Source organism: Hydrogenobacter subterraneus (assembly GCF_055390195.1).
In genome coordinates this window covers 441042-460591 of sequence record NZ_AP042473.1, presented here as the reverse complement: position 1 = coordinate 460591, position 19550 = coordinate 441042, and the positions used below count along the sequence as shown (strand labels likewise).

At 43.3% G+C, this 19550-nt stretch carries 19 protein-coding genes; 12 read left to right on the top strand and 7 right to left on the bottom strand.

Features of this window, described 5'->3' with window-relative positions:
• Positions 1 to 132: 132 nt before the first annotated feature.
• The 3 genes from ACZ5GB_RS02615 to kdsB are packed head-to-tail and all read left to right on the top strand — an operon-like array spanning position 133 to position 1944.
• A complete protein-coding gene (locus ACZ5GB_RS02615; RefSeq protein WP_464327433.1) occupies positions 133 to 894 on the top strand; it encodes an iron-sulfur cluster-binding protein in 762 nt (253 codons plus the stop codon).
• 16 nt (positions 895 to 910) lie between these two features.
• The gene (locus ACZ5GB_RS02610; RefSeq protein WP_464327432.1) at positions 911 to 1228 is read left to right on the top strand and encodes a hypothetical protein; all 318 of its coding nucleotides are present in this window, start codon (positions 911 to 913) and stop codon (positions 1226 to 1228) included.
• The gene (gene kdsB / locus ACZ5GB_RS02605) at positions 1225 to 1944 is read left to right on the top strand and encodes a 3-deoxy-manno-octulosonate cytidylyltransferase (protein WP_464327431.1); all 720 of its coding nucleotides are present in this window, start codon (positions 1225 to 1227) and stop codon (positions 1942 to 1944) included. Before ACZ5GB_RS02610 ends, kdsB begins: the two co-directional genes overlap by 4 nt.
• Here kdsB and lpxC read toward each other — a convergent pair.
• The 3 genes from lpxC to ACZ5GB_RS02590 are packed head-to-tail and all read right to left on the bottom strand — an operon-like array spanning position 1869 to position 3712.
• Positions 1869 to 2708, bottom strand: coding sequence for a UDP-3-O-acyl-N-acetylglucosamine deacetylase (lpxC, locus tag ACZ5GB_RS02600; protein ID WP_464327430.1), 840 nt, complete (start codon positions 2706 to 2708; stop codon positions 1869 to 1871). The genes kdsB and lpxC overlap by 76 nt on opposite strands.
• An 11-nt stretch (positions 2709 to 2719) precedes the next feature.
• Positions 2720 to 3430 (bottom strand): uroporphyrinogen-III synthase, encoded by a 711-nt coding sequence (locus ACZ5GB_RS02595; RefSeq protein WP_464327429.1) that lies wholly within the window; start codon positions 3428 to 3430, stop codon positions 2720 to 2722.
• Between the two features lie 18 nt (positions 3431 to 3448).
• A complete protein-coding gene (locus ACZ5GB_RS02590; RefSeq protein ID WP_464327428.1) occupies positions 3449 to 3712 on the bottom strand; it encodes a hypothetical protein in 264 nt (87 codons plus the stop codon).
• 81 nt (positions 3713 to 3793) lie between these two features.
• Between ACZ5GB_RS02590 and ACZ5GB_RS02585 the strand changes: the two genes are divergently transcribed.
• Positions 3794 to 4312, top strand: coding sequence for a gamma carbonic anhydrase family protein (locus ACZ5GB_RS02585; protein ID WP_464327427.1), 519 nt, complete (start codon positions 3794 to 3796; stop codon positions 4310 to 4312).
• Here the strand turns inward: ACZ5GB_RS02585 and ACZ5GB_RS02580 are convergent.
• Entirely contained in the window at positions 4299 to 5933 is a 1635-nt protein-coding gene (locus ACZ5GB_RS02580; RefSeq protein ID WP_464327426.1) for an ABC1 kinase family protein, read from the bottom strand. The genes ACZ5GB_RS02585 and ACZ5GB_RS02580 overlap by 14 nt on opposite strands.
• A 158-nt stretch (positions 5934 to 6091) precedes the next feature.
• Entirely contained in the window at positions 6092 to 6922 is an 831-nt protein-coding gene (locus ACZ5GB_RS02575; protein WP_464327425.1) for a DMT family transporter, read from the bottom strand.
• Between the two features lie 20 nt (positions 6923 to 6942).
• Here ACZ5GB_RS02575 and ACZ5GB_RS02570 point away from each other — a divergent pair, with 20 nt between their 5' ends.
• The 6 genes from ACZ5GB_RS02570 to ACZ5GB_RS02545 are packed head-to-tail and all read left to right on the top strand — an operon-like array spanning position 6943 to position 12920.
• Complete coding sequence (locus tag ACZ5GB_RS02570; protein WP_464327424.1) at positions 6943 to 8067, top strand: pyridoxal-phosphate-dependent aminotransferase family protein; 1125 nt, start codon at positions 6943 to 6945, stop codon at positions 8065 to 8067.
• Positions 8061 to 8696, top strand: coding sequence for a phosphoserine phosphatase PspA (pspA, locus tag ACZ5GB_RS02565; RefSeq protein ID WP_464327423.1), 636 nt, complete (start codon positions 8061 to 8063; stop codon positions 8694 to 8696). Before ACZ5GB_RS02570 ends, pspA begins: the two co-directional genes overlap by 7 nt.
• Positions 8671 to 11205 carry a tetratricopeptide repeat protein gene (locus ACZ5GB_RS02560; RefSeq protein WP_464327422.1) on the top strand — a complete coding sequence of 845 codons (2535 nt, stop codon included), beginning with the start codon at positions 8671 to 8673 and terminating at the stop codon, positions 11203 to 11205. Before pspA ends, ACZ5GB_RS02560 begins: the two co-directional genes overlap by 26 nt.
• 1 nt (position 11206) lies before the next feature.
• Complete coding sequence (locus ACZ5GB_RS02555; protein ID WP_464327421.1) at positions 11207 to 11818, top strand: MotA/TolQ/ExbB proton channel family protein; 612 nt, start codon at positions 11207 to 11209, stop codon at positions 11816 to 11818.
• A complete protein-coding gene (locus tag ACZ5GB_RS02550; RefSeq protein ID WP_464327420.1) occupies positions 11815 to 12204 on the top strand; it encodes an ExbD/TolR family protein in 390 nt (129 codons plus the stop codon). The genes ACZ5GB_RS02555 and ACZ5GB_RS02550 overlap by 4 nt, the downstream gene beginning before the upstream one ends.
• On the top strand, positions 12201 to 12920 hold the full coding sequence (locus ACZ5GB_RS02545) for a YdcF family protein (RefSeq protein ID WP_464327419.1): 720 nt from the start codon (positions 12201 to 12203) through the stop codon (positions 12918 to 12920). Before ACZ5GB_RS02550 ends, ACZ5GB_RS02545 begins: the two co-directional genes overlap by 4 nt.
• Here ACZ5GB_RS02545 and ACZ5GB_RS02540 read toward each other — a convergent pair.
• Both ACZ5GB_RS02540 and ileS read right to left on the bottom strand, forming a co-directional pair.
• Positions 12888 to 13889, bottom strand: a complete 1002-nt coding sequence (locus ACZ5GB_RS02540) for a DHH family phosphoesterase (RefSeq protein WP_464327418.1) — start codon at positions 13887 to 13889, stop codon at positions 12888 to 12890. The two genes, ACZ5GB_RS02545 and ACZ5GB_RS02540, sit on opposite strands and share 33 nt — an antisense overlap.
• A gap of 25 nt (positions 13890 to 13914) precedes the next feature.
• Positions 13915 to 16674: an isoleucine--tRNA ligase gene (gene ileS, locus ACZ5GB_RS02535; protein ID WP_464327417.1), complete on the bottom strand. Its 2760-nt coding sequence runs from the start codon at positions 16672 to 16674 to the stop codon at positions 13915 to 13917.
• A gap of 28 nt (positions 16675 to 16702) precedes the next feature.
• Between ileS and tgt the strand changes: the two genes are divergently transcribed.
• Complete coding sequence (tgt, locus tag ACZ5GB_RS02530) at positions 16703 to 17818, top strand: tRNA guanosine(34) transglycosylase Tgt (RefSeq protein ID WP_464327416.1); 1116 nt, start codon at positions 16703 to 16705, stop codon at positions 17816 to 17818.
• On the top strand, positions 17778 to 19550 hold the full coding sequence (locus ACZ5GB_RS02525) for a tetratricopeptide repeat protein (protein ID WP_464327415.1): 1773 nt from the start codon (positions 17778 to 17780) through the stop codon (positions 19548 to 19550). The genes tgt and ACZ5GB_RS02525 overlap by 41 nt, the downstream gene beginning before the upstream one ends.

The following is a 19550-nucleotide window of genomic DNA, read 5'->3' as shown; positions in this document are numbered from 1 at the left end:
ACCACATTTTAGATTTTTTGAGGCACGCATTGTAGCGTCCATACATTGTTTGTCTAATTTATTTTTAGCAGAAAAATAATAGCCTTAATTGATTTCTCACTCTACGTGTGTTTTTATGAGATAATTTTATGCATGCATCCTATCCTTGAAAAGGTGAGGCTATCGGAAGAGGCATGTCTTTTGAAGATAAAGGCGCCACACATAGCCAGTGCGGAGCCAGGGCAGTTTGTTATGGTTCAGCACACAGAGCTATCCGAGCTTATACCCCTTGCCATACTCTCCACCTATGAAGAGGGTTTTACATGCCTTGTAAAGGCGGTGGGAAGAAGCACCCTTGAACTCATAGAAGAGGCACAGGAGTTAAGCTACGTGGCTGGTCCTCTTGGAAGGCCATTTCCGGTAAGGTCCTATGGCAGGGTAGCCTTTTACACACACTCCTGGGGCATTGCGCCTGCCCTGATGGTGGCAAGGGCGCTAAAGAAGGAAGGAAATTATCTGATATTATTCCACACCTCTGAAGACTTTTACCTTGAAGAAGAGGCAAAGAAGGTCTTTGACGAGGTTTTCCAAAGTAGCCCAAAGGCTTTGGATGTGAACCTTGTGGTCTCTGTGGGTAGCAACAGGCTTTCAAAGGACCTTCTATCTTTATATACGCAGACTCCCATAATAAGCATGGTGAACGTGCATATGTTGGATGCAGTGGGCTTGTGTCTTGTATGCAGGGTTTTGGTGGATGGAGAGCAAAGGCTGGCATGTGTGGATGGTCCTTGGTTTGAGGCTCACAAGGTAGATTGGGATAATCTTATGGAGAGAGAAAGGGCTTACGAGGAGCAGGAAAGGATAGCCTTTGAGGAGTATAATAAATTGTTAAAAAGAAAGAGTCTAAAAGCTTAGTTTATAATGTTGGGATATGGAAGAGCAATATAGTATATATAGAGAATGTATAGAAAAGCTTGAGCAGTGCAAGAAGGAATTAGAAAAGCTTAAATCTGACCATCAAACCCTACAAGAAAGGCTATACGATCTTGAATTTGAAAAAGCTTCACTTGAAGGAAAGATTAAAAGCTTAACAGAATATATACAAAATATAGAAAGTATCTCTAGAAGCAAGGACGATATAATAAAAAACGTTTCACAAGAAGCAAGCACCTATAGAAAACTTTTAACCCTGTTTATAATACTAACTATACTCCTGCTAATTATGATAGTATACCTCTCACTAAGATGAGAAGGCTCATAGTCATCCCCTCAAGGCTTGCCTCCACAAGGTTAAAAGAGAAGCCCCTTGTTGAGATTCTTGGAAAACCTCTCATAAGATGGGTGGTAGAAGGCTGTTTAAAAACTGGTGAGAGGGTTCTTTTGACCACAGACAGCGAAAGGATATACCAGGCGGTAATGGACCTCCCTGTAGAGGTAAGATACACACCCTCAGACCTTCCCTCTGGGAGCGATAGGGTGGCCTGGGCCATAAAGGATGAGCCTGTGGATTACGTGATAAACTACCAAGGAGATGAGCCTTTTGTGTATAAAGAAGACATTGAAAAGCTCTTTGAAGCCCTTGAAAAATACCCCGTGGCAACCCTCGCCCTAAGGGATGAGAAAGCCTATGAAGACCCAAACTCTGTGAAGGTGGTGCTTAAAAAGGACCACACAGCCCTATACTTTTCCAGGTCTTCCATACCTTATATGAAAAAAAACTCCAATCTATACCCGCTCAAGCATGTGGGCATTTATGCCTTTCGGAAGGAAGTGTTGCTTGAATTTACAAGCATGCCAAGAGGTTATCTTGAGGAGCTTGAAAGCCTTGAACAGCTAAGACTTCTTGAAGCAGGCTATCCCATAAAGGTGATCATCACAGAAAACTACTATCACGGTGTAGATACAAGGGAAGATGTGGACCTTGTTGAAAGGGAGCTTTCCGCAAGGCTTTTTACAAATTCATAATTCAAGGCATGACCACCAAGGTAAGAGAAGACCTTACCCCTTATCCTAAAGCCCAAAAGGCTAAGGTCCCCTATAAGGTCAAGTAGCTTGTGCCTTATTGGCTCATCCTTTGACCTCAAACCCTCTGGATTATAAACAAAGCCCTTTCCTATTACCACCGCATTCTTCAAACTACCACCCTTGGCAAGGCCCTTTTGAAGGAGGTATTCCACCTCTTCCTCATAACAGAAGGTCCTTGCAAAAACTACCTCTTTGGCATTACCGCAGTATTGGGCAGTTCCTTCCTCAAGTATGCCCTTTACATAGCCCTTGTAGATGACACAAAAGCCTTCGGAAGGCTCCGCCTTTATGTATGCCTTACAATTCTTTACCTCAAAACCTTCCCTTATCTCAAGAACCTTAGCCTCGGCGCTCTGTTCGTAGGTTAAATCCTTTAATGCTTTGTAAAACTGATAACCGCTTCCATCTAAAATAGGCACCTCATACCCTTTTAAGAACTCCACCGTAAGGTTATCTATGCCAAGCATGTAAAGGACTGCCAAAAGATGCTCTGCCGTGCTAACCTTTGCCCCATCTTTACCTAAAACTGTGGCGTGGTCTGTGCCAAGAACATATTTATAGTTGGCTGGTATGTATTTACCATTCACCAAAAACCTTATCCCTTTATTCTCCTCTTCTGGATGTAAAACTATCTTTGAGACCTCTCCGCTGTGTATGCCTACTCCTTCAAACTCCACTTCCTTTGAGATGGTTTTTTGTAGCATGGTCAATCCTATTATTTGCAAACTTTATGCCAGTTTTTTAAAAATTCTACCACGCTTTCCATTGTAGGTTTTTCAGGCATCTGGCTATCCAGTCCCAACTCTTTCTTTATAAATTCTTTTGTAGTTTTGCCAATGGATAGGATTTTTTTATCCTTTAGAAGCCTTATGGCTTCTTCCTTTGGCAAGTTTGCAAGAAGGCCCTTCACCGCCGAAGGGCTGGCAAAGAAAACCACATCAGCCCTTTTTAGCCTTTCAAGAAGCTCTTCCTTTTCATACAACCTTTCCTTAACCCTATAGACATCTATGGGATACACCTCAAGGCCAAAAGCCTTTAAGCCTTCTATCACCTCATCCCTTCCCACCGCAGACCTTGGAACAAGCACCTTCCCAGAAAGTCTTTCAAACAGCTTTACAATCTCCTCTGCATAGTATTCTCTTGGCATAGCCCAAACCTTATATCCAAACTCCTCCACCGCTTTTTTTGTCTTCTCTCCCACCACCACAATCTTTTCATTACCAAGCTTATACTTTGAGAGGAACACCCTAACGGCCCTTGGGCTTTGAAAGACCACAAAGTCAAAATTCAAAGTAGGAACTTCAAAGCTTAGCACTTCCTCTTCTATAAGAGGCAACTCAATGACCTCAAAACCCGCATTTTCAAAGAGTTTTTTATCCCTCTTTATATCCTCAATGCTCCTTGTTAAAGCTATTTTAAACGTCATACATTGTAGTTTAAACCATCAATCATCATCCCAATGCCAGTGTCTCTTCCAATGTTTTTTGTGCTTCTTTTTTTCTATTATCACTACCTTTTCGTAGGGTTCATAATAGTAAACGGGAGTTGGTCTAACCACGATCACATCCGGCCTTCTATCCACATAAACCACTCTTTTTTCAGGGCAAACATTATAGCCTAAGCTTATACCAAGATAAACCCTATCACCAGCCATACTTACACCATAAAGTCCAAAGAGCATAGTACCAATGGCTAAAAACCTTCTCATAGCTCGTCACCTCCTTTTCAAAAAATTAAAGTATTTACAAAAAAATGAAAGTACTATGAAAATTTGCCTTAAAATATACTCATGGCTCTTGTGCTACCTTACAAAGATAAAAAGCCAACCATACATAATTCTGTCTTTTTGGCGGAGAACTCAGTTGTTATAGGAGATGTGGAGATTGGAGAAGATTCTTCCGTATGGTATGGCACTGTTATAAGAGGGGATGTGAACTATATACGCATAGGTAAGGGGACAAACATTCAAGATAACTCTGTGGTGCATGTAACCCATGACACACACCCTACCATAATAGGGGACTATGTTACAGTTGGGCATAGGGTTATTTTGCATGGCTGTAAGATAGGCAACTATGTATTGGTGGGTATGGGTGCGGTGGTGATGGATGGTGTGGAGATAGAGGATTATGTGCTTGTGGGCGCTGGAGCCTTACTTACACCGGGCAAAAAATTCCCTTCTGGCGTTTTGGTAGCTGGCTTTCCTGCCAAAATAGTCAGAGACCTAAGGGAAGAGGAGATAAAGCTTATAAAAGAATCTGCGGAAAACTACATAAGGTATAAGAACACATACCTTAAGTCTGTCTGAGTTTCATAAAACCAAAAAACACAAGCAGTATGGTGAATATGGCAAGAGGGTAAACAAAGTATTCCTTTAATAAGTGTGGTGACAAGGCAAGAATCAAGAGGGAGGAGGACAGCATAAAGCCAAGGGTTAGTATGCTCATAGAAAGCCTGTTTATATCCCTTCTTAGGTCCTTCATAAACCTTTCTTCACCCTTGTAGTCTATGGATACCCTAAACTCACCCCTTTCAACATTGTTAAGAAACCTTTTTGTCTTTCCAATACCCTGAAGTAACATCTTTGTGGTCATAAGTAGATTTTTCGTAGTTTCTTGTTTTGAGAACATGGGAAGTAAGACATGCTTGAAGCCCTTACTTACATAGGGCTTCATTTCTTCAATCAGTCTAAATTCTGGGTCAAGTTTTAGGGCTGTGCCTTCTGCAAGGGCAAGAGTTTTTAGTAGTAAGAAAAGGTCTGAGGGTATTCTCATGCCATATCTGTATGAAAGCCTAAGCGTATCTTGTACTATTTTTGAAAGCTTAACTTCCTTCAAAGGTTGCATAAAGTAGTAGGAAAATAGTATCTCCAGTTCTCTGTTCAAAAACTTTTCTCTTTCTGGTTTTATATATATGCCAAGGTCGTAGAGAGCATCTATTACAAGGTCAAGGTCGTTTTTGATGATGCCGTACATAAGCTGGAAAAGATTGATCCTGTTAATACTGTCAATAGTTCCTACCATCCCATAGTCTAATAGACCTATCCTACCATCCTTCATGACTAAAAAGTTTCCAGGGTGGGGGTCTGCATGGAAGAATCCATCCCTAAGGATCATCTTAAGGTATATACCAGCTCCCTTCCTTGCAATGTCTTTGAGGTTAAAGCCACCTTTTTCAAGCGCCTCTCTATCACTTATTTTTATACCTTCTATCTCTTCAAGGCATAGGACCCTTTTGGTAGTATATTCCCAATATACCTTTGGTATATAAACATCTGTGTCCTTTGAAAAGTTTTTTCTAAAGGTATCACAGTTTCTTCCCTCCCTTGTATAATCAAGCTCGTTCTTTATGGTATAAGAAAACTCTTCAAAGATTGCTTGAATATCCCATATCTGTCCAAGCTCTGTTTTCATGGCAGTCTGGGCAAGCTCCTCAAGTATGGCCAAATCTTCTTCCACCTGGCTTTCCACATAGGGCTTTTGTACCTTTAGCACCACCTTCTCACCAGTCTTTAGCCTTGCCCTATGCACCTGACCTATGGAGGCTGATGCCAAAGGCTCATCCTCAAAATAGTCAAAAATGGCTTCGCATGGCCTTCCAAACTCCTCCTCTATAACCTTCCTTATGCTTTCGGAGTCCACGGGTGGCACCTTGTCCTGAAGCTTTGAAAGCTCCTGAATATAGCTATCCGGCAAAAGGTCAGGCCTTACGCTAAGTATCTGTCCAAGCTTTATAAAGGTAACACCAAGCTCCTCAAAGGCTAATCTTAGATGTTCCTCAGGCGTGTATCTTTCCTTCCTCCTCTTATGGCCCAATATGCCCCAATGAAAGGGTACAAGATGTCCAAGCCCAAGCTTAAAGAGTAAAAGGCCAAAGCCGTGCTTTGTAAGCACCTTGGCTATATATACCTTCCTCCCTAAATGGTCCATAAACATCCCCTTTAAAAATATATTAAAAGTTGGGTGATAGATTAAGCTTTGATTTTTCAATGTAAGTCCTGCCACAATAAAGCACATGTAAAGGGCTAAGATTGCACATCCTAAGTATGTTGTTATCTTTACCAAAAGCAATATTTAAAAAACCTATACTACCCAAAACCTATAAGCATATTACCAACTATCATAAGAATTGCAGGCAGGAATGCCCTGTTTAAACTCTCGCCCAAAAATATTTTTCCGTATATAAGAGCAAACAAAAGAGAAAGTCTTTCTGCGGAAGCCACATAAGAAGACAAGGTGAAAAGTAAGGCGAGGTTATAAAGCACGTCTCCTATTGCAAAGAAAAAACCAAGGGTTGGAATTTCCCAGTGCTTATAATTATCCAATCTTATTATGTAAGAAGGTTTTACAAAAAGCAAAGAACCCAAGCCCATTAAAACACAATAATACCAGCTAAAAAACAGCCCATTGCTTTCTATAACAGAAGCCTTGCCAAGCACCACATTAAAGCCAAAAAGGGCTGTTGAAATAAGCATGTAAATAACTCCCCTGTTCTTCTTTAAAAAGTCCCTTGGTGAAAAGCCTACCATTATAAGGCTTGCAAGAATTATGAGTCCTATACCAAGAAGGCCTAAGGGAGAAGGTTTTTCGGAAAGTAATAGCCAACCAAAAAGGACAGAAAAGACGGGCATAAAGGAATAAAAAGACATGGCGGTGGATAAGGGTGCATACTTTATGCCCTTCATAAAAAGCACACCACCCAAAACCTCTAAGGGAAGCCAGATAAGGCTATAAAGAAAAAGCTTGAGGCTCATGTCCCAATAATAGAAACCAAAGGGTGTTAAAAGTAAAGAAGCTATGGGAAACCTCACCCAGAGAACAAAGTTTTCATCAAGTCCCTTTAATAAAAGCCTTTTGTTTAGGTAGTCGTTTGTTCCCCAAAAGAAGGCGGATAAGATGGCAAGCCATAGACCAAGCATTCGGAGTAAAATATTCTACCATGCGCCAAGAGAGGATATTTACACCCGGTCCGGTAGAGATCCCAGAAAGGGTAAGAGAGGTCCTTGGAAGGCAGATAATCCATCATCGCACGGAAGAGTTCAGAAGGGCATTTTTTGAGGTAAGGGAGCTTTTCAAAAAGCTCCTGGATAACCCTTCGGACAACTTTGTCTTTTTTGCTTCTTCCGGCACCGGTGCCATGGAGGCCACCATATTGAATTTCTTCAAAGAAGGCGATAAGGTCTTGGTAATAAATGGTGGAAAGTTTGGCGAAAGGTGGCTAAAGCTCTCTAATCATTGGGGCCTTGTGCCCATAGAGTATAAGGTAGAATGGGGGAGGTCTGCGGACCCAGAGGAGGTAAGAAGACTCTTGAAGGAAAACCCGGACTGTAAAGCGGTGCTATTCCAGATCTCAGAAACTTCTACCGGTGCCTACCATCCTGCTAAGGAGATAGGGGAGGTATGCAAGGAGTTTGATGTGCTTTCTGTGGCAGATGCCATAACTGCTTTGGGAGTTTACAACATAAAGCCATCTTATTGGAACCTTGATGTGATAGTGGGCGGGTCCCAGAAGGGCTTTTTGCTCCCACCGGGCCTTTCGGTCCTTTGGTTTTCAGAGAGGGCGGAAAAAAGCCTTGTGGATAGGGCCTTTTACTTTAGCATAAAAAGGGAGCTTCCAAAGCAAAAGGAGGGTCAAACGGCTTGGACGCCTGCCATAAGCCTTATCCTTGCCATGAAAGAGTCCTTAGAGCTTCTTTTGGAAGAGGGTATGGAAAGGATAGAAAAGAGGCATAGAGCCTTATCGCAAGGGACTCTAAGAGCCATAGAAGTCCTTAATCTACAAAGATTTGCTCAAAATCCAGCTCTGTCGGTTAGCGCCATAAGGTCAGAGAGGTCGGAGGACATAAGGAAGGAGCTTTTAAAGCTTGGTGTGAGGGTGGCTGGCGGTCAGGATGAGCTAAAGGGTAAGATCTTTCGTATATCCCATATGGGTGTAGACCCAAAGGATGGGCTTATGGTGATTGGGCTTTTGGAGGTTGTCTTAAAAAGGCTTGGCTTTGATATAAACATAGGAGAAGGTGTAAGGGCTTATAGCCAAACTTTAATGGAAGAGGGAATATGGTAAAGCTTTATCTTATAAGGCATGCAGAAAGCGAGTGGAATCCCATAGGAAGGTATCAGGGCCTTTTGGACCCAGAGCTTTCAGAAAGGGGAAGAGAACAAGCCAAAAGGCTTGGGGAACGATTCAAAGATATTGAGCTTCATGCCATATACTCCTCTCCACTCAAAAGGACCATGCAAACGGCCCTTGAGATAGCCAAGAGGAAGGGTAAGGATGTTATTCCAGAAAGGAGGGTTATAGAGATTGACCACGGTGTATGGTCCGGCTTGCTGGTGGAAGAGGTGCAAAGAAGGTTTCCAGAACAGTTCAGGCAGTGGCTTGAAGAGCCACATAAGGTAAGCTTTGAAGGCGGTGAGAGCCTTTTACAAGTGTATGAAAGGGTAAAGAGCTTTTTGGAAGAGTTAAAGGAAAAGCATTGGGGTCAAAGTGTGGCAGTGGTTTCTCACACTGTGCCTATGAGGGCTATGTATTGCGCCCTTTTGAAAGTGGACCTTTCAAGGTTTTGGTCCTTTGGCTGTGATAATGCCAGCTATTCTGTTGTCCATATGGAAAAGGATAGGAATGTTATAATGGCTCTTAACATAACCTGCCATTTGGGGGATTTGTATGTGGAAGCCCATAAGGCTCTTTAGCCTTCTTTTGCTTTTGGCCTTTGCCTTAGCACAACAGATAACAAAGGAGTTTGATGTAAAGGTAGAGCTAACAGGCAAGCTGTACGAAGAAAAGCCCAAGCTTAGCCCACCAAACTACCTTCCCATGCCACAGGCAAAGGAGCTTGACCTATCCTACATGGTTCTTGAGGCACCAAAGATCATGGAGTTTGCCCAGATAAAGCCTATAGAGAGGAGTGGCATAAGCTGTGGAGAGCCAAAGGATGCACTATCTTACAGGCTTGGAGTGGATTATTATCTGAAGGGTAGGTATGACCTTGCGGAAGAAGAGCTTGGAAAGGTGCTTTTGGTGCCAAACTCAGCCTTTGGGCCTATGGCCGAATATGTGCTTGGCATAATAGCCTATTCAAAGGATCAAAAGCAAAGGGCCTTAGAGCTTTTTAAAAATTCTTGCAACTTTACCCATATGTATCAGGAACCGGCCTGCGAGGCCTACTATGCCTTGAGCCTTACCCTTAAGGGTTCTGTGCCAGAAAACCAAAACAACCTCTGGAAGGCGGTAAAGGCTATAAAGGAGGGAAGACCAGCCAACCTCTCCTGTGATGGTGTGGTCTTTGTTCAATACTGCCAGTATGTATCCGATTTTGTAAAGGGAAAGGAGAACTTACTTTATAGGGATAGCACAAGGCTAAGGTCTGGCATTCTTGCCTACTTTGGAGGAGACCTAAAGGGGGCCAAGGCCATCTTTGAAGATTACTCCAGGCCTGGAAGGCCCTACAGGGATGTGGCCCTTTATTATCTGTCCTTGATAGACTACAAGGAAGGCAAAGGAGAACAAGCCTTGAGGCATGCAAGCATACTGGAAAGCATAAATCCATACCTTGCAAGAGAGCTTTATGCTCTCATATCCGAGAAGGATGTTTATCTTTCAAGGCTTACCTATACCCTTACAAAGGATGTAAGATTTCTGGAAAAGGCTGGTATTATAGCCTACAACTCTGGGGACTATGCCCTTGCTTTGAGGAACTTTTTGGAAGCTGGAAACACAAGGTATGCGGTCTATTCTGCCATAAAGATGGGAGACTACAAAAAGGCCATTGAGCTTTTGAAAAACAAGAAAAAAGACAGAGAGGACTACCTTTGGCTTCTGGAGGCTCTCTATTGGTCCGGTGAGGATATGTCTGGCACCCTTTCGGAGGTGGCAAAGCTCTATCCAGACCTATACAAGGAATACCAAGGATGGGAAAACTTTAGAAGGGGCGATTGGCTTGGAGCCCTTGGCTTTTTTGAAGACCCGTATTATAAGGCCTTGGCCCTTTATAACCTAAAGAAGTATAAGGAGGTTATAGACCTCCTTCAAGGAAGGATGGACGAAAGGGCAAGGCTTTTGAAGGCAAGGTCTGCACTAATGCTTGGCGATACAAAGCTGGCCAGAAGCTTTTTGACCGGCAAATCTGAAGAGGAGTTTTACCTCTTGGGGCTTTCTTACTTTTTGGAAGGCAACTATCAAAAGGCCGTTGAATTCTTTGAGAAGGTACCAAAGGATAGTCCAAACAGGGCCAGAGCCCTTCTTAAGATGGGGGAGAGCTACTATAACATGGGGAATGTGGAGAAGGCAAAAGAGAAATATCTTGAGGTTCTAAGGAGCTTTCCAGACAGTGAGGAGGCCAAGTCTGCAACCCTCGCCCTGCTTGATTTTGCTGGAAAGAACATAGGGGATGAGGAACTGGAAAAGGTCTTAGAAGAGTATATGAAAAAGGAGAAGAATCCACCACCTGAGATCATCTACCAGTATGCAAGCCTTATGGCAAGAAAGGGCAACAAGGCGGAAGCGGAAAGGCTACTCCTTACACTCCTTGACACACCCATAAAATTCAAGGCTATACTAAAGCTGGCAGACTTGGAAGAAGACCCTTCCAAAAGGCTTGTGCTACTTTACAAGGTCTATAAAGAATCACCCGTGGAAGAAGAAAGAAAGAGAGCAAGGGATGAGATCATAAAGATATATTCTTCTTTTGGAGAAGCAAAGAGCCTTGCGGATATGCTGGCAGAAGGAGATAAGCCAGACAAGATTAAGGCAATAGGTTTATACCTTAGCATAAGGGACATCTCTTCAGCCCATAGCTTGGCACAAGAGCTTATAAAGTCTGGCTATAGGGATCAAGAGTTTGAGAGGTATCTCCTGGACCTATACAAACAAACGGGGGACTTATCCCTACTTGACTATGTATCAAAAAGCCCAGAAAAGAGCTTAAGAGGGCAGGCTTTATACCTTTATGGTATGGACCTGTCAAAAAGAGGGGAAAGAAAAAAAGCTTTGGAATACTTTGTAGATATTAGCTTGAACTATAAGGGAGAGCCTTATTATAACTCTGCAGTTTTGGAAGGGGCAAAGATACTTTTAAAGCTTGGTGCAAAAAGAGATGCAAGCTGTATGTTGGAAAGGTTTGATTCAAGCACAGCAAGCCCAGAGGAGACAAGCATGTATAATAAGCTTAAAAAAGGCTTACCAAAGTGTGAGGTGAAGTAAGATGGAGGGACTTATAAACCTTTTGCAAAAAGGTGGTCTTGCCATATATCCTCTTCTTTTCCTTTCCATCCTTTCTTGGGCTGTTATAGTAGAAAGGCTTATGAACATGAGGCCATCCAACTACAGAAGCAGGTCCTTTAAGGACCTAAAAACCTTGCTTGCCAGCGGAGACATAGATGGTGCCATAAAGCTACTTTCAACAGACAGCTCCCATATGGCGGTGGTTTTAAAGGACCTCTTACAAAGCTACAAAGAGGGAAAGATAAAGAAGGAAGACATTATAAAAAGCCTGGATTTTGAAATCTCTCTTCTTGTGCCAAAGCTTGAAAAGAACTTGGCCATTCTTTCTACCGTGGCAAGCGTGGCACCTCTTATTGGCCTTTTTGGCACCATAACGGGGCTTATAAAAGTCTTTTCAGCCTTTTCCGTAGCAGACCCAGAGACGGCCATGCCTTTACTATCAAAAGGCATAAGTGAAGCCTTAGTGGCTGCAGCTACAGGCCTTGCGGTAGCCATACCAGCCCTTGTAGCTTATTGGCTTTTCAAAATCTGGGGCAACAACATACTAAGCAAGATAGAAGAAGAGCTTTTTGATATGGTGAGGGTGTTATGAGGAGGAGAAGGCTTAGCTATGATGAGAGAGCTTATATAGATGTGGTGCCTCTCGTGGATACTCTTCTCGCCGTCTTTCTTTTCCTTGCCCTTTTGGCCTTCCAGTCTCCCATAACCTTCCTTGCGGTAAAGCTACCCTTTGCAAAGGAGGGTGAAAAGGTAAGCCTGCAAGTCTATAGAGTTCAGGTGCTAAAAGAGGGAAAGTATATGGTAAACGGAAAGGAGGCAAGCTTAGAACAGATAGAAGAAGACCTTAAAAATAAAAAGCCAAAGACCATGGTCATAGAGGCCGATGAGGATGTGGCGCATAAGTTCGTTGTAGCCCTCATGGACTTAGGAAAGAAAAGTGGTGTGGAGAATGTGCTAATAGGTGTAAGAAAAAGATGATCTTTTTCTTAAAAAAGCTTTTTAGCTTTTTGATCCTTCCACCTGCGCTTTTTATCCTACTTTTTTTAACCATATTCTTCTTGTCAAAAAGAAGGCTTATAAACCTTTTGGCCCTTTTTGGAGCCCTCAGTCTATATCTGCTTTCGGTAGAACCAGTCAAAGATGCTCTTTACAAGCCCTTGGAAGACAAATACCCTGTGCCACAGAGTGTGGATGTGGATGCCCTTGTGGTCCTCGGTGGTGGCTCTTACAACACAGGCATACTCAAAGAAGACTCCATGAAAAGGCTTCTCACAGGCTTTATACTTCACAAAAAGTATGGACTTCCTATCATACTTTCCGGGGGCGCCAGCGTAGGAAGGCTTCCCGAGGCTGAAATCATGAAACAACTGCTTGAAGAGCTTGGTGTGGACAGAAGAAGTATAATCACAGAGGTAAGAAGTAGGGATACCTACGAAAATGCCTTGTATGTAAAGGAGATATGCCAACAGCACGGCTTTAAAAAAATAGCCCTTATCACCTCAGCCTACCATATGCCAAGGGCTATGGAGACCTTCAAAAGTGTAGGGCTTGATGTTCTCCCTTATCCCACCGATTTTAAACAGGACAAAAAATACACCCTATACAGCTTCATTCCTCGTATGAGCGTACTAAACGACAGCTACAAGGCACTAAGGGAACACTTAGGCCTTTTGGCCTACGGCATACTTTATTAGCCCTTCCCTTTCCAAGCCTCTCTTTATGGCCTTCAAAAGAAGGTCCATAGCCTCCTCGTAGCTGTTAGCCTTTATCTTACAACCGGAGGCATACTTGTGGCCACCACCACCCAGCTCTTCCGCTATCTTTGCCACATCCACCTTCCCCTTGGACCTGAGAGAAACCTTCCAAACCTTCTCCTCCGGCTTTTCAATGATGGCGTAGGCCACCTCCACACCTTCTAAGGACCTTGGATAGTTTACAAGGCCTTCACTGTCCGCATACTCACAGCCCGTCTCTTTGAAAAATCTATCAAAGATAGTTATTCCAGCCACAAGGCCATCCTCATGAAGGGTAAGAGTTTCCAAAACCTTTGATATAAGCCTTATCTTGTTTATGCTTTCCCTCTCTGCAAAGTTAACATATGTCCAATTGGGCTTTGCACCAAGCTCTACAAGCTCCTTTGCAAGCTCAAAGGTCTCCGCAGTAGTATTAGAATATTTGAAAAAGCCCGTATCGGTAGCAAGGCCTGCATAAAGGTTTTCCGCTATATCCTCATCTATGGCGGACTTGTCCCAAGCACACAAAAGCCTGTAGATGAGAGAAGTGGTAGAGGGCGCATCGGGATCTATGTAATCATACTCTCCATAAAACTCTCCACCTATGTGATGGTCTATCCTTGCCCTTCTGAAGGCCTTTACTTCCGCATTCACACGGGAAAAGCCACTGGCATCAACCACTATGGCAAGGCTAAATATGTCCTCCACTGGAAGCCTTATAACGTCGCTTGCTCCAGGTAAAAAGTCCAAAAAGTGTGGCACCTTATCCTTGCAACCCACCACCACATTTTTACCCTTTTTCTTCAGGAAAAGGTATAGGGCCAAGGCGCTACCCAATGTATCCGCATCCGGATTCTCATGGCTTGCTATTAGAATTGGACCCTTTTCTTCCTTCAAAAGCTCTATAAGAGGTATGTTTTGCTCCATCATCTTAGACCTCCACAAAAGAATAAATTTATATCCTTTGAAGCACGCTTGCACACCTTTTGCATACCTCTCCTTCAAACTCTTCTTCTGGATAATACAGCCAGCATCTTGGGCATTTGCTACCTTCTGCCCTTGACACTCCCACCTTTACACCCTTTACAGCTTCGCCATCTACCTTGTATGCTCCACCCTCTTCAAACTTTACAGAGCTTACGGTAAAGAAGTATTTAAGATAGTCCTCATAGCTCTTAGCCACCTCTAAGCCCTCTCCCCAGAGGAAGACTTGGGCCTCATAAGGGTGGTTTATAGCCTTGTCCTTTCTTGCCAGCTCTATGGCCTTCATCACATCTTCCCTTAGGCTTATGAGGAGTTGGTAGTCTTTTAAAAGAGTTTCATCTATTAGCTCCTTTCTTGGTGTGGGTATGGAGTGCATAAAGACGCTTTCGGGCAATTGGGGGTTTATACTCCTCAAGTGTTCCCATGCCTCCTCCGCAGTAAAGCTCAAAAAGGGCGCTATGGATGTTATTAAAGCTTCCGCAAGGTGGTAAAGTACCGTCTGGGCAGACCTCCTTTCCCAGCTGTCTGGCGCATATATGTATAGCCTGTCCTTTAGCACATCAAGGTATAGGCTTGAAAGCTCCACAGAGCAGAAGTTCCTTATAAGATGGTAAACCCTATGAAAGGCGTAGCTTTGGTAGTGTTGATGGACTTCTTGTAAGACCTTCTGAAGATAGGAAAGCATCCACCTATCAAAGTGATGGAGTTCTTCAAAGGCTACAGCATCCTCCGGCCTGTAGTCATAGAGGTTTCCCAAAAGGAACCTTATGGTGTTCCTTATCTTTTTGTAGTCTTCCACAAGCCTTTGTATGATGTTCTTTCCAAGCCTCACATCCTCTGTGTAATCTTCTGAGACCACCCAAAGCCTTAAAATATCCGCGCCATACTGCTTTATTATCTCCTGTGGAGAGACCACATTGCCCAAAGACTTGGACATCTTCCTTCCCTGCTCATCCACCGTAAAGCCGTGTGTAAGCACGGCCCTATAGGGTGCATGTCCATAGCTTGCCACCGACTCAAGAAGGGATGCCTGAAACCAACCTCTGTGCTGGTCTGAGCCTTCAAGGTAGAGGTCTGCCTTTTCTATGCCCCTTTTCCTTAACACAAAGGCATGGGAAGACCCCGAATCAAACCAAACATCAAGTATGTCCTCTTCTTTTACAAACTCTCCTGATCCACACTTTGGACACCTGTAGCCCTCGGGAAGAAGCTCTTTTGGACTTTTCTCAAACCAAAGGTCCGCACCCTCTGAGGAACTTTCTACCAGCCTTGCTATCCTTTCAAAGACCTCTTCCTCCGCCACCACATGCCCGCAAGACTTGCAATAAAAGACCGTTATAGGAACTCCCCAATACCTCTGCCTTGATATGCACCAGTCTGGCCTGTTTTCCACCATAGAAGCTATACGGTTTTTCCCGTAGGTGGGTATCCATTGGACCTTCTCTATCTCCTCAAGGCTCTTTTCCCTTAGGCTTTTGCCATTTGCCTTTGCTTCCATGCTTATAAACCACTGAGGAGTGGCCCTAAAGATAACAGGGTTTTTACACCTCCAACAGTGAGGATAAGAGTGCCTTATGGTGCCTCTATAGAGTAGTAGCCCTCTTGACTGCAGGTCCTCAATTATGAGCGGGTTGACTTCAAAAACCCTTTTACCCCTTATGAACTCCGGCGCCTCCTCTGTAAACCTACCTTCATCATCCAAAGGAGCAAAGGGTTCAAGGCCATACCTAAGGCCCACCATATAGTCCTCTCTACCATGCCCCGGTGCCATATGCACCAGGCCCGTACCAGTGGAAAGCTCCACAAACTCTGAGGGATAAACTTTATTTATCCTATCTCCGTAGGGAGCGTAATACTCAAGGCCCACAAGTTCTGTTCCTTTTACCTCTTTTAAAACCTCACCTTCTGAGCCTACCAAGGACCTTAAACTTTCAAGCACGTCCTTTGCCACCACATAAGTCTCTTCACCCACCTTCCAAAAGGCGTAGGTGTATTCTTCGCCTACCATTACGCCAAGGTTTGCTGGCAGTGTCCAAGGCGTGGTGGTCCATATGAGAAGGTAGGTCTTTTCATAGTCCTTTAGTGGGAACTTCACATATATGCTTGGGTCTTCCTTATCATAGTACTCTACCTCCGCCTCGGCTTCCGCCGTCTTATCGTATATACACCAATAGACAGGTTTTTTGCTTCTTACAACCATACCTTTACTGAAGATCCTTCCAAGCTCCCTTATCTCCTGAGCCTGATAGGCCGGGTCCATTGTTATATAAGGATTTTCCCAGTTTGCAAGCACACCTAACCTTACAAACTCATCCCTTTGAATATTTACAAACCTGTTGGCATATTCCCTACATAGCCTCCTAAAGGCCACCTTACCAAGGGCTTCCTTTGAAAGCTTTTTCTCCTTTAATTCCTTTTCTACCTGTTGTTCTATGGGTAGGCCATGGCAGTCCCAGCCTGGCACAAAATCCACATCAAAGCCAGAAAGTAGCCTGTATTTTACGATCACATCCTTTAAAATCTTGTTTAGTGCATGGCCTATGTGTATGTGGCCGTTGGCATAGGGCGGTCCATCGTGCAACACAAAGGTTTTTTTCTCTTTATTCCTTTCCTTTAGCTTTGTATAAAGGCTTTTCCACTTTTCCAGTATTTGTGGCTCCCTTTCTGGAAGGTTTGCCTTCATAGGAAATTCTGTTTTTGGAAGGTTTAGAGTTTCTGCATAGTTTCGCATGGAGATATATTATAATCTCCATACATCAATGTTTTCCTTTAGAGTGATAAAGTCCGATGGAAAGGCAAGGCTCGCGGAGCTTGTAACGCCCCATGGCAGGATAGAAACGCCCGTCTTTATGCCCGTAGGAACCCAAGGAACGGTCAAGGCCATGCTTCATAAGGACCTTTTGGAGATAGGAACTCAGATAATCCTTGGAAACACCTACCATCTTTACCTCAGGCCTGGTGTGGAAATAATCAAGGAGGCAGGTGGACTTCATAGCTTTATTGGCTGGCAAAGGCCCATACTTACCGACAGCGGTGGCTTTCAGGTCTTTTCTCTTTCAAGGGATAGGAACAAAAAGTCAAGGGTGAGGGTGAGCGATGAGGGTGTTGAGTTCAGAGACCATCTGGCAGGAGACCTTCACTTCTTTACACCGGAGAAGGTAATAGAGATCCAAGAGGCCTTTGGCTCAGACATAATAATGCCCCTTGATGAATGCGTAGAATACCCAACCACCTACGCCTACGCCAAGATGGCCCTTGAGAGAACGATAAGGTGGCTTGACAGAAGCATAGAAGCGAAAAAAAGAGAAGACCAGGTGCTTTTTGGGATAGTGCAGGGCGCCTTCTTTGAGGACCTAAGGGTAGAATCGGCCTTGAGGACTGTGGAAAGAGACCTTTTTGGCTACGCCATCGGTGGCCTTTCTGTTGGTGAGCCAAAGGAGATAATGTATAGCATGTCAGAGGTTGTGTGCGACCTTCTGCCTTGGGATAGGCCCAGGTACCTTATGGGTGTAGGCATGCCGGAGGATATAATTGAAGCTGTGGCAAGGGGTGTGGATATGTTTGACTGTGTGGCGCCCACAAGGATGGCAAGGACTGGAACCCTTTTCACATCCCAAGGAAAGATAAACATAAGAAACGAAAAGTATAAAAAAGACTTTACACCACCAGACCCTGAGTGTGATTGTTATACCTGTCAAAACTTTACAAAGGCCTACCTTAGACATCTTTTTAACGCAGAGGAGATATCGGCCTACGTGCTAAACACCATCCATAACCTACGCTTTTATCACAGGCTTATGGAAGATATAAGAAGGTCCATAAAGGAGGGTAGGTTTGAGGAGTTTAGAAGGTCATGGTATAAGGCTTATTGTTAAAAAGATCCTTGTCCTTCTTTTAATATTTTTACTTTCCTTTTCTGCGGAAAGGGAAAAATCAAACCTTAAGCTTGCCCAAACATACTTTTACAGGGGCTATATAGAATACACTCAAGGCAACTATTCGGATGCCATTGGGGAGTTTAGCAAGTCATACCTTGCGGACAAAGAAGGCTACTATGGAGAACTATCCTACTTATACATAGGCATAGCTTATGCCCAACTTTCTTACAAAAAGGGACAAAAGGGAGGCATAGCCTCCGCCATAGCCTATCTAAACATGTACCCTTACTACTACAAAAAGCCCACATACCTTTTCCTTCAAAGGGAGTTTATAGGATACTCTTACCTGCTCCTTGGTTTGTATGACAAAGCCAAGGACATATTCTTGAGCCTTTACAAAGATACCTTAAGGCAGGACTATCTTTTGAATTTCCTTTATGCCGATGCCCTATCGGATGGAACTAACAGAGAACTTCTAAACATGATAGACCCAAGAAGCCTCACAGAAAAAAGATACTTATACCACTTGGTTAAAGGTTTTTATGCCTTTAGGGATGGAAATTACAAGGAGACGATAAAAGAACTTTCGGAAGCCCAAAGCCTAAACAGATACATTGAAGATGACCCAGAGTTTTTGTATAGGTATGCGGTAAGTGCCTTTATGGAAGGTGATTGGAGGAAAGCTGTCTTTTACTTTGAACAGCTGGACAGAAAAGACATGTACAGAAAGTATGGTGAATCTTTGGATTATTACCTTGCGCTCATATACCTTATGAACAAGAACTATGCGGATGCAAAAAGGAGAGTGGATAAACTAATGGAGCTTAACAATGTGAAGACAGCCCTTCTTATCTCCCAGCTTTGGACCTTTCCAGACTTTTTAGAAAAGTATAAGTTTAATGATTATAAAAAGACCCTAAAGTCCATAGCATGGCGCTACCTAAACAGCTCTTACTCCATACCAGCCATCTTAGGCCTTTACTACTACAGTTTAAGAGATAAAAAGATTGAAGAAGAAAGCCTTTTTAAGTTAAAAAATCTTGACCTAAAAGAGGAAATAGTTTTTCAAGACATAAAGGTAAATACAAGGCCTATGCTTGAGCTTTTAAAAGGCCTTATGGATAAGATGGACCCCTATGGCAAAGACGCAAACTTTTTGATAAATCTTTATTCCTTAAATAAGGGAAACTACGCCCTCCTCTTTGGGTATGAAAAGCTGGCAAGAGCCATAACCTACCTTGGAAACACATCCATGAAGGATGTTGTCCAAAGGGTGGAAGAGCCATTAAGGAGCTTTTTGCTTGGACAGATAAGCCTTTTGGAAGGTTCAGAAGAAGGGTTAAGGATGATTGAAAGTGCTTCCAAGCTTTTGGAAGGAGAGGACAAAAAAGAAGCCCTTTTTATAATTGGTATATACAAAAAGGATATAAGGCTTTTGGAGAGCCTCCTTAGTGAAAAGCTTTCTCCCAGATTAGAACCTTACCTTGAGCCATCCCTTTTGGAGCTTGGCGATTTTTACTATGCGAGAAGAGACTACAATAAGGCAAAAGAATACTACAAAAAATACCTTGAAATAGCACAAGAAAGCTACCTTTACTGGCTTGTTGCCTATAAGCTTGCCAAGGCTGGAGAGCTTACTAAGGACCAAGAAACTATAAGCTGGGTTGTAAAAAAGGCAGAAATGAGAGATAATATAATAAGCAGGGTTATATTAGCCCTTTGGGGGTAA